Raw genomic sequence first — 10,512 nt, 5'->3', positions numbered from 1 at the left:
GGGCCAGCCGAAAAAGCAGAGGCTTTTCCGGTTTGTTTGCTGTACGCCGAACCAATGCAGCACCGCCTCCGTACAAACCTTGCTGCTTCTCAAACTTTTTTCTAAAAACCTCTTGACATTTGGGCCAGGCGTGGGGATTTTACAGTCAGGGAAAAAACAGCTTGACAACTGACACATTTTGGCGTATAATAAATAACGTTGTAAAAACAAGTGCGGGCGTAGCTCATCTGGTAGAGCGCCACCTTGCCAAGGTGGAGGTAGCGAGTTCGAGCCTCGTTGTCCGCTCCAGCAGGATAACGCTGCATCCGGTTCGCATACTTGGTATTGCTGAGTGCGCGAATTTTTGCCTGCAGTAAAACAACTTTTTATCCATCTTACAGAGGGGGCATTTTCAAGTTTTTGGAGATGCTTCTCCTTTTTTATTATGAGGTACTTGGATAGACCAGATAGCAGCACGTTTCCAAAGACAAATAATTCCGGCAGCGCATAGCGAACCCCTTTTTGGAAAAGACTAGAGACAGAACCGACCAAAAAGGAAGAGGGGACAAGTGTGGAATATATAAACGCATTCTGGGTGGGCGGGCTTATCTGTGTGATAGGCCAGCTTCTCATTGACCTGACCAAGCTGACCCCGGCCAGGATTATGGTGATGTTTGTCACGGCGGGGGTGCTGCTGGGTGCCTTGGGCATATATGGCTCCATTGTGGACTATGCGGGCTGCGGGGCTACAGTGCCCCTGTGCGGCTTTGGCTGGGCCTTGTCTGAGGGTGTCCGGGAGGCTGTGCAGGAGAAGGGGCTGCTGGGAGCGTTCACAGGCGGCCTGACCGCCGGGGCGGCTGGAACAGCCGCTGCCGTATTCTTCGGCTATCTGGCGGCGCTGGTGGCAAAGCCCAAGGATAAGTCCTGACCAATCCGGCGAAACGGAATAGTAAAAAGGGCCTGGCGTGTATCCAGGCCCTTTTGCCGCATGGGTATTAGAGTCTGTCTTAAAACTCCGAAAAACCGTCTTTTTGTCCAGTAACAAACGGTTTCTGTGTTAAAAATCCTCGAAATACGAAAGTATTTCTTGCGGTTTTTGCCTTGAAACCGCCTGCCCTGAACAAAAATACTGGCATTTCTCTGGTTTTAAAACAGACTCTAGGGCATCTTGCAAAAAGGCTAAAAAAGTTCAATAGGCGGTGGGGCGCAGGGCAGCGTTATCTGCCCTGTTTTTTTCCACCATTTTTGTGGCCTGCTTACTGGATAAACGTGAAGCACACATCAGGAAGCTCCGGATTGACATGCAGCAGCAGGCCCCATTCTGTAGCCTCGGCCCTGGCGCCTGTCAAATTCTCTACATGATCCACGCCTCGCAGCAGCAGGGAAAGGTTCTCCGCCCGGCCCTGGAAGCTGACAGTGACCTGGTCGTTTTTGTTAACAGCCTGGGCGTCCAGCATGTCCTTGCCGTACATATCCTTCACGCTGGTGCTGGCAGTGCCTGTAAGGTGGAACAGGTGCAGGGTCAAGTTCTTGCCGTAGTCGTATTCTACATGTTCATCGTCCCCGCCTATAGGCAGCAGGGTGTTTTCCCGCACCATCAGGGGCAGGCTCATGAAGCTGTGTATTTCATGGATCCAGCGGCCCCCTTCTATAGTGCGGTTGTCCAGCAGGTTTGTCCACAGGCCCTCCGGCAGATAGTAGTTCACGTCGCCGGAATCGGTGAACACCGGGGCCACCAGCAGGCTTTCCCCCAGCATGTACTGGCGGTCTAAATCATAGCAGGGAATATCCGCCGGGAATTCCAGGGTCATGGCACGCATGGAGGGAATGCCGGTTTTATGGGTATAGACGGCGTTGGAATAGAGATAGGGCATCAGGGTGCATTTCAGGTTGGTAAACTTGCGCACCACGTCCACAGCCTCCTCCCCAAAGAGCCATGGCACCCGGTAGGACTGGCTGCCATGAAGCCGGGAATGGGTGGACAAAAGCCCGAAGGCGGCCCAGCGCTTGTAAACCCCGTCTGGGGCTGTACCTTCAAAGCCGCTGATGTCATGGCTCCAGAAGCCGAAGCCGGACATGCACAGGGAAAGCCCTGCCCGGAGGGATTCCCACATGGAAAGGTAATTGGAGGTGCAGTCTCCGCCCCAGTGTACAGGGAACCTCTGCCCGCCCACAGTGGCGCTGCGGGCAAACACACAGGCCTGGCCTTTTCCCTTGTATTCTTCCAGCAGTTCAAAAACGCATTTGTTATACAGGTATGTATAATAGTTGTGCATCAGCTCCGGATCGCTGCCGTCAAAGTACGCCACATCTGTGGGGATTCGCTCCCCAAAGTCTGTTTTAAAGCAGTCCACACCCATCTGGAGCAGCGCCCGCAGCTTGTCCTGATACCATTTCCAGGCGCCGGGATTGGTGAAATCCACCAGCCCCATGCCTGCCTGCCATAAATCCCACTGCCAAACGTCGCCATTAGGCCGCTTGAGGAGATACCCCTTTTCCATGGCCTCCCTGAACAGGGGGGATTTCTGCCCGATGTAGGGGTTTATCCACACGCAGATTTTTAAAGCGCGCTCTTCCTTCATCCGGCGGAGCATGGCAGGGGCGTCATCAAACATGGACTCATCCCACTGGAAATTGCACCATTCGTTTTCTTTCATCCAGTAGCAGTCAAAGTGGAATACATGCAAAGGGATTCTCCGCTCTGCCATGCCGTCCACAAAGCTGCGCACCGTCTTTTCGTCATAGCTGGTGGTAAAAGAGGTGGTCAGCCACAGGCCGAAGCTCCAGGCGGGAGGCAGGGCGGGCCTGCCGGTAAGGGCCGTATAGTTTTGCAGGACTTCCTTGCCTTCCCTGCCGCCTATTAACATGAAGTCGATTTTTTCCCCGGGCACAGAAAACTGCATCCGGGTAACAGCCTCAGAGCACACTTCGTAAGACACCTTTCCACTGGAATTTACCAGTACCCCATAGCCGTTGTTGCTCATATAGAAGGGAATGTTTTTATAGGCAATTTCCGAGGAGGTGCCGCCGTCCTCGTTCCACATGTCCACCACCTGCCCGTTTTTCACAAAGGGCGTGAACCGTTCCCCCAGGCCGTAAATGCGCTCGCCCACGCACAGGTCGAACTGCACCCGCATGAAAGGCCCTTCCGGGGTTTTCATGGTGCTTATCATGGCGTGGCCGAAGCGGTCGCCAATTTTGGTGAGAAGCCGCCCGTCATAAGAGAAGGTAAAGGAGGCCGGGTTTAAGGTGATCGTCAGCTTTGTTTTGCCGCTTTGGATGATAAGCCCCTTTCTGGTTTCCTCCACGTCCAGGGGCAGATCCTCCATGGCCAGCTCAAACTGCGGCTCCTTTTTGGCGCTGCCTATAAAGTGGTATGCCTGCACCCGCAGGATGTCCTTTCCAGGCGAGGAGATAAACAGCTCCAGCACAGGGCCGCCCATGGCCCGCTGATCCTGGGCATAAGGCACGGCATAGAGGTACACTTCTTTTTCGCTGATTTTCACCTGCCGTATCTGCACGCAGTCGGCGTTTTCCACGCCGGGCAGGTTCAGCCAGTAGCCTTTTGTAAATTTCATAGGCGGCTCCCTTCTTTTGCTTTGGGGCTCTTCTCATCTGCCGATTCGGTCGGTTCGCAGATTGTAAACGCTCGCGTGGAGCGCGAACGTTTGGCCACATGGCAGACGCTCACCCCAAACCCCGGAAGCCTTTTTGTAAAAAGGCTCCCTCCAAAAACTAATTTGCCCGCGCATTGCGAAAGCGGTTGAAAAAAGGTTCCAGATGCGGTATAGTATAGTAGCTGGCCCGCTACTGTTATTATAGCTTATAGCACAGGGAGCCGCAAGCCTTGTTTGGGCAAAATATAAAAAAAATAGAGAAAACACCGGAGGTTTTTGGTATGGGTTCGGGAATCATTTTAGCCGTTGTAATTGCAGCGGCAGTCCTTATTTTGTTGGCAACAGCAGGGGCATGGCTGTGGGCCATTGCGCCTTCCGGGAAAAAGGCGGACTTCCGGGAGTTCCAAAAATATGATTATGCCCACCGGGGCCTGCACAACATAGAAAACAAGGTGCCGGAAAATTCCTGCACCGCTTTTTCCCTGGCAGTGCTGGGGGGCTTTGGCATGGAATTTGACCTGCAGCTTACAAAAGACAAGCAGATAGTGGTGCACCACGACAACTCCATCAAGAGAAGCTGCGGCGTGGACAAAATCATTTCCAGCATGACGCTGGAGGAGCTGCGGGGCTATAAGCTTTTCGGCACAGAGGAAAAGGTGCCCCTGTTCTCCGAGGTGCTGGAGGTTGTGGGAGGCAAAACGCCTTTGATTATTGAGCTGAAGGGCTATAACGACCCCAATGAGCTGTGTGCCCTGACAATGGAGCAGCTAAAGGCGTATAAAGGGCTGTATTGCGTGGAATCCTTTGACCCCCGGATTGTCCGGTGGTTTAAAGACCACCACCCGGAGCTGGTGCGGGGCCAGCTTATGGACAGGATGAAGGCCGGGGATGAGGGCCTTTCCGCCAGCGGGGCTTTCTTTGCCCGGAACCTGATGACAAACTGGTACAACCGCCCCCACTTTGAGGCGTACAATTTTAAATACCGGGGCATCCTGTCCCTGGCTGTGGTGCGCAGGCTGTTCGGGATGCAGGAGGTAAGCTGGACGCTGCGCACCGAGCAGGACTATAAAAAGGCTAAGGCTTTGGGAAACCTGTGCATTTTTGAAAAGTTCCTGCCTGCCGGCGTGGAGGAAACAGGCAAGGGCCGCAGCTATGAGCAGCTTCTGGCGGCGGCAAAGGCCGGGGCGGTGTGCAGCGCCACCGTACAGACAAAGGGGCGATAAAAAGGAAAAGGCGAAGGCGGAAGGGATTTTCCCTTCCGCCTTTTCTCATGTCCTTCCGATGGCTTCCCGCAAGCCCGCGCAAAGCTGGGTAACCAGCAGGCTGGTATTGGCGTTCCGCTCCAGGTTCTGCCGGGCTTCCTCTGCCAGCTCCGGCAGGCGCACAAGCTGCTTTAGGGGCAGATCCGCCAGCTTGTCGGCAGCCTCCGGCGCGCCTCCCAGCAAGGTTTTGCCCCCGCAGCGCAGCATACAGGCGTCCCGGAAAATCAGCCCCAGCCGGACAAGGGCCTGCCTGCACAGCGCCCTGTCTTTTAAAAGGGGGGCGGCGGCGCAGAGCAGATTGTGGGCGCCCCGGCCCGGCAACGCCAGGGCCATGGCAGCGGCAGCCTCCATGGCTTCTTTGGCTGTGCCGCTTTCCAGCTCCCCCTGCATCAGGCCCAGATTCCCCCCGCAGAGGGAGGCAAGCCTGCGGGCCTCCCCGGGGCTTATGTCCCTGCTGGCTTCCAGCCACTGGGCGGCTTCTTCCTCGCTGGGCGGCATAAGCTGGAAAACCTGCGCCCGGGATCGGATGGTGGGCAGCAGCGCCCGGGCAGAGCGGCATACCAGCAGGAACACAGCCCCGGCAGGCGGCTCCTCCAAAAGCTTTAAAAGCTTGTTCTGGGGCGCGTCCAGAATATATTCCCCGAAAACCAGGATGTATACCGAATAGTCTGCCTCGTCGGGCATCCGCTGGGCATCCGCAGCCATTTCCTGTATCTGCTCTACGGAAATGCTTCCGCTGTCCCCCTTGCCCTCCACCATGCGGATGTCCGGGTGGGAGCCTGCCTTGGCCCGCAGGCAGGCGGGGCATTCCCCGCAGGGGGCCTTGCCCCGCCTGCGGCACACCAGGGCCTGGGCTATAAGCCTTGCCAGAGTGCGCCGCCCGGTGCCCGGCTCCCCCTGCAAGATAAGAGCATGAGGAAAACGCCCGGCGGAAAAAGCGTCGGACAAAGCGCTTTTCACACCGGGGTTCCCCAGAAAGCCTGTAAAATCCACAGGCTCTTATACCTTTTCGAAGCGGTCTACGTTCAGCACGAAGATGGTGGAGCCTCCCACTGTAACCTCCACCGGGAAGGAGGAATACATACCCACCTCCATGGTAGAGGTGCTGGGGACAATCTGGGTGCGGCGGCTGCTGTATTTGGAAATGATGCCGATAACGTCATCCACCTTGTCATCCTCCACGCCGGAGATAAAGGTGGTGTTGCCCGCCATCAAAAAACCGCCGGTGGTGGCAAGCTTTGTCACAGAATACCCGCCCCGGGTGAGAGCGGAGGACACGGCGCCGCTGTCGTCATTGCTCACAATTGCTAAAATCAGTTTCATGAGGTATCAAGCCTTTCCCGGCCGAAAACAGAAAGCCCGGCCTTTAAAAAATACGCGGGCAGGGGGATGCGCGGGGCATTTCCCCTGCCTGCAAGAATATTATGTGAATTTATTATAGCATAGTACCGGGAAAAAAACCAGTGCAAATTTAAATTTTAGTGATTTTAGCAAAGGTTTAGTAACTTCCCTCTGTAGAGAAGGTGATGTTTCCGCCCTCCTTGCGCCGGGAACTGGCCCGGCGTTTGTTCAGTTCCTGGAGGAACAGCTCTTCGTCAAAGGGAATTTCCACAGGCTTCTCCAGCCAGGAGGACAGGTGCATGGCGTTGGAAAGGGTCAGGCCCCGGATGCCCTCCTTGCCCTCCGCCACCAAAGGTTCGCCCCGGAGGATGCGGGCGGCAAAGGCGTTGAGCACCCCGGCGTGCTGGGGATTCTCCCCGTCCGTCTCCACAGGCACCATTTCGCAGGGAGGCTTCTGGAAGCCTTCTTTGGCGCTGCGGCAGAACTCCCGCTCATCCTCCTGCAGCTTCCAGAAGGAGAGTGTGTCATTTTCGCACACCAGCTTGCCTTTTGTGCCCGTCACTTCAAAGCGGTTGGTGCCCGGCGCGTCTCCGGTGGTGGTGACAAACACGCCTGTAGCGCCGTTTGCAAACTCCAGGTAGGCTGTCACATCGTCCTCCACCTCAATGTCGTGCCACTTGCCCTCGTGGCAGAAAGCCTGCACCTTCACAGGCAGGCCGCAGATCCACTGGAGCAAGTCTAGCTGGTGGGGGCACTGGTTTAAGAGCACGCCGCCGCCTTCCCCGGCCCAGGTGGCCCGCCAGTCCCCGGAGTCGTAATAGATCTGGGTGCGGTACCAGTCGGTGATAATCCAGTTCACCCGTTTCAGATCCCCCAGTTCGCCCCCCTGCACCATTTCCCGCATCTTCCGGTACAGGCAGTTGGTGCGCTGGTTGAACATCATGCCAAAGGTAAGGCCGCTCTTTTCCGCGGCTTCGTTCATCTCCGCCACAGCCTTGGTGTACACCCCGGCAGGCTTTTCGCACATGACATGCAGGCCCTGCCGGAAGGCCGCTTGGGCCAGCACCGGATGCTGGTAGTGGGGGACAGCGATAAGCACAGCCTCGCACAGGCCGCTTTGCAGCAGGGCCTCGCCCTCCTCGAACACGGCGGCGCTGGCGGGCAGGACGCCTCTGGCCCATTCCCGGCGCTCCTCCCTGCGGTCTGCCACTGCGGTGATTTCCAGCTCCGGGCACCGCCCCTCTGTGATGTTTTTCACATGGGTAGTGCCGATGTTCCCCACGCCGATAATGCCAAGCTTCACTTTTTTCATACCGTTTTACCTCCTTGTGTATATTAAATAAAACAGCTTTGCCGCTGTGGGCATACAAAAATTATATTAAAAATGGTTTTAGGGTCAACCCCTTTTTTAAAAGGGGTTGCAGAGCGCGAGACAGCGTCTCGCGGCCTATAGGCCGTTGCGTAGCAGTTCCTCACAGCAGGCCCCGGACATATTGCCAATAGAAACGGCGGTCGCCGGACAATTCTTCTTTTAAGGCGGCCTCCAGGTTTGCCGCGTCCGCTGCCAGAACCTGCAGCTCCTCCAAAGAAAGCATCTCCCGCCCGAACCTGGCTTTCAAGGCTGTTTCCTCCCAGTGGGGGGGAGGCTTGCGCTCCCCGTAATACAGGGAGGCCTCCAGTGCGTGAAGCCTTAACAGGTGGGCATAAAGGGCCAGGGCGGCCTTGCTTCTGTCCCGCTGGGAGAAGGCCTTTTTCCGCCAGTGCCTGTGAAGGAACCGGTTGCCCCACAGGACTGCAGGGGAAAGGGCCAAAAGCCCGGCAATGCCTAAAACCAGCGCAAGCACAGAAGGGAAAGGCTCTTCTTCCTCCTCTGCCGGGCCGCTGTTCACTCCAGGCCCAGCGCTGGGAGAGGGCGCTGCGGAGGGGGAGGCAGTGGGCGCAGGCGTGGGGGTGGGGGAAGGGCTTGCGCTGATTTCCGGCAGCTCCTCTCCCTCCAGAACTTCCCCGGGCACTGTGCCGGCAGAGGGAGCCTGGGCGTTATAGTAGGTGGCAGGGGCTTCCAGGGAAACAGGGGTGACCTCTATTGGCACCCAGCCCATCCCGCTGTAGTAGACCTCCAGCCAGGCATGTGCGTTCTTGTCGGGCACGTCCACCCAGGTGCCGTTGTAGCCGGAGGGGACGGCATATCCCTCGGCATACCGGGCGGGTATGCCGGCAGAGCGGCACAGGGCTACAGCGGCGGTGGCAAAATGTACGCAGTAGCCTGTTTTGGATTCGCTTAAAAAGAACTCCGCAAAGTCCTGTCCTTCCGGCATCACAGGGGGCTTTAAAGTATAGGTATACCCTTCCGCCAGCACCTGCTGTAATTGGGCCAGGAAAAAATCGTAGGCATATTCTGCCAAGTCCTGTCCTGCCTCCTGAGGGGAGGTAAGGCCATGGGACTGGCGGAACCTGCTTAAAAAGGGGCGGCACCCATCGGGAAGCTGGAGGTATTTTTCATAGACAAACTGGCTGTATTGTTCTGTGAAGTCTACCAAGCCCTGCCCTTCCAGGGATAAGGGCGCTTTGGCCCAGTCCGGGGCTTTTATCTGGAGGGGCTGGAACAGCCGCTGGGTTGCCCTGTCCAAATCGCCTCCTGCAAGCTGTAACAGCAGGCCCTCCCTGTTTACGGTATTGCCATAGGCATCCTGGTTGCGCTGATCCGCGAAAAAGGCCCGTTCATAAGCTTCATCCTTATGGTCAATCAGCTTTTCTTCCCAGTGCTCTGCCAGCCGCAGGCCATAGCTCAGGTGCTGGCTGGGCAGGCTTACGCCCTCCAGGGTATAGGCAGGGGTGCCGGAAAACAGGTTTTCAGAGCGCAGAAAACCGTCCCCCTCAAACACAGCCCGGAAAGAAGATAAATCCTCTTCGTCAGAGGACAGGCCGTAAGGGGAGAAGATACACCGGGGGTTTGCGCTTACGCTTTCTACGGAAAGGGTGTAATCATATTCCAGGGGATAGGAGGAAACAGGCAGATATGCCTGAAAGGCGGCTTCCATGGTCTGGGCCTGCCCGGGGGCGGCGAAAGATTCCAGGGCAGCCATGTCCTCCGGGGCAAGCTTCTCCCAGCTATGCCCGGTATACACGCTGCCTGCAAAGCTTTTGAGGTAGCCTTTTTGCTGATCCTCCCGCAGGCCCGCGCCGCCGTTTTCCCAGTCATACTTTACCCGCAGGGCGGTTTTCCCTGAATATCCCCGCTCCCGCAGGTTGTCCAGGGCCACCCGGTTGTTGTTGGCGCCCTGCCCGCCCTGCAGAACTGCTTCCAGGCCAAAGCCGTTTGCCATGCCGGAGCGCAGATCGTTTACAAACCGGGGCCGGGCGTAATCCTCCTGGGGGAAAAGCAGATATACCCCCAGCATACACAGCGCAGTGATGGGCAGCAGCACCAGCAGCACCGGGCGCACAGCCGCCCCGGAAACCAGGAAGCGCTTCTGCTCGTCTAAAAGCCTGTGCCGCCTGCCCAGCACCGTAGCGCTGAGCAGCAGCACGCACCAGAACAAAAGCAGCATGCACAGCGCCCAGAAAGCAGGAAGGATGGAAAGGGCCATGGAAAGGGAGAGCACAGCCCCTGTCAGGCTGAAGGCCCCCAGGCCGTTTTTCCGCCGCACAAGGGTCCAGGCCAAGGCCCAGAAGAAGGGGGGCAGCAGCATGGCGGTAAAAACAGTGGCAGTATAAAAAACCTGTTCCTGCCCTGCTTCCGGCACAGCAAACTGCCGCAGGGGGAACTGGAGCTTTTCGCTGTAGGCCTGGAGGATAAGGTTTAAAACCCGGCCCGCACCCTCGGCAGCCTCTTTAGAGAAGTACAGGATTGCGCCGCCCCAAAGAAGGATGCCCCCGGCAAACACCACAGCCCGCCCCCGGGGCAGCAGGGACTGCATAACGCCCAGGACGGCGCACAGCGTGCCTGCCGCCAGCAGGGGAGCAGGATAGACGGGCAGGTGAAAGGCAGTGGAAAAGCAGCACAAAGCCCCAAAGCCTCCCAGCAAAGCCAGGAGGGTGTAAAAGAATATCTCGAAAACCGGGTTGGAGCGGGGAAGCTGCAGGCGGGGTTTGTCTAAAAGCAGATCCTGTTCCAGGGCCTCCCGGGGCTTCTCTCCGTTTTTTTTCGCCATGTTTCACCCTCCTTGCTTCATTTTTAGAACCTGTATTCATAATCGAAATTGCCAGATGAGCGAGAATTTTTGGAGCCAATCAAGGCAAATGTTCGCAGGCAGGCTGTCGCCTGGCAAGAAAATTTAACACAGAGTGGCTTCAAAAAGGCCGCTCAGATGACA

7 protein-coding genes and 1 tRNA gene are annotated in these 10,512 nt (G+C 56.9%); 3 read left to right on the top strand and 5 right to left on the bottom strand.

The features are described 5' to 3' along the window. Positions 1-212: 212 nt before the first annotated feature. Positions 213-288, top strand: a tRNA-Gly gene (locus tag D1841_RS12020). Between the two features lie 262 nt (positions 289-550). Then, a complete protein-coding gene (gene spoVAE, locus D1841_RS12015) occupies positions 551-907 on the top strand; it encodes a stage V sporulation protein AE (protein ID WP_160643353.1) in 357 nt (118 codons plus the stop codon). A gap of 328 nt (positions 908-1,235) precedes the next feature. Here spoVAE and yicI read toward each other — a convergent pair whose 3' ends face one another. Beyond that, entirely contained in the window at positions 1,236-3,557 is a 2,322-nt protein-coding gene (gene yicI, locus D1841_RS12010) for an alpha-xylosidase (RefSeq protein ID WP_160643351.1), read from the bottom strand. Between the two features lie 320 nt (positions 3,558-3,877). Here yicI and D1841_RS12005 point away from each other — a divergent pair, with 320 nt between their 5' ends. Further along, positions 3,878-4,819, top strand: a complete 942-nt coding sequence (locus D1841_RS12005) for a glycerophosphodiester phosphodiesterase family protein (RefSeq protein WP_160643349.1) — start codon at positions 3,878-3,880, stop codon at positions 4,817-4,819. A gap of 45 nt (positions 4,820-4,864) precedes the next feature. Here D1841_RS12005 and D1841_RS12000 read toward each other — a convergent pair whose 3' ends face one another. The 4 genes from D1841_RS12000 to D1841_RS11985 form a co-directional block, all read right to left on the bottom strand. Beyond that, entirely contained in the window at positions 4,865-5,818 is a 954-nt protein-coding gene (locus D1841_RS12000) for a DNA polymerase III subunit (protein ID WP_161880026.1), read from the bottom strand. Between the two features lie 39 nt (positions 5,819-5,857). Beyond that, positions 5,858-6,181 carry a cyclic-di-AMP receptor gene (locus D1841_RS11995; RefSeq protein ID WP_160643345.1) on the bottom strand — a complete coding sequence of 108 codons (324 nt, stop codon included), beginning with the start codon at positions 6,179-6,181 and terminating at the stop codon, positions 5,858-5,860. Positions 6,182-6,356: 175 nt separating this feature from the next. Further along, positions 6,357-7,511: a Gfo/Idh/MocA family protein gene (locus D1841_RS11990; protein WP_160643343.1), complete on the bottom strand. Its 1,155-nt coding sequence runs from the start codon at positions 7,509-7,511 to the stop codon at positions 6,357-6,359. Positions 7,512-7,671: 160 nt separating this feature from the next. After that, entirely contained in the window at positions 7,672-10,350 is a 2,679-nt protein-coding gene (locus D1841_RS11985; RefSeq protein ID WP_160643341.1) for a transglutaminase domain-containing protein, read from the bottom strand. Between the last annotated feature and the right edge of the window lie 162 nt (positions 10,351-10,512).

Origin of the sequence: Neglectibacter sp. X4 (genome assembly GCF_009917365.1) — a bacterium.
In the GTDB taxonomy this organism is placed as follows: Bacteria; Bacillota; Clostridia; order Oscillospirales; family Acutalibacteraceae; genus Acutalibacter.
This window is presented reverse-complemented; position numbering and strand designations above follow the sequence as displayed.

What these genes read in the sequence shown, in the direction of transcription:
- yicI (WP_160643351.1), bottom strand. Translation starts at nt 3,557, where the DNA reads ATGAAATTTACAAAAGGCTACTGGCTGAACCTGCCCGGCGTGGAAAAC.
- D1841_RS12005 (WP_160643349.1), top strand. Translation starts at nt 3,878, where the DNA reads ATGGGTTCGGGAATCATTTTAGCCGTTGTAATTGCAGCGGCAGTCCTT.
- D1841_RS11995 (WP_160643345.1), bottom strand. Translation starts at nt 6,181, where the DNA reads ATGAAACTGATTTTAGCAATTGTGAGCAATGACGACAGCGGCGCCGTG.
- D1841_RS11990 (WP_160643343.1), bottom strand. Translation starts at nt 7,511, where the DNA reads ATGAAAAAAGTGAAGCTTGGCATTATCGGCGTGGGGAACATCGGCACT.
- D1841_RS11985 (WP_160643341.1), bottom strand. Translation starts at nt 10,350, where the DNA reads ATGGCGAAAAAAAACGGAGAGAAGCCCCGGGAGGCCCTGGAACAGGAT.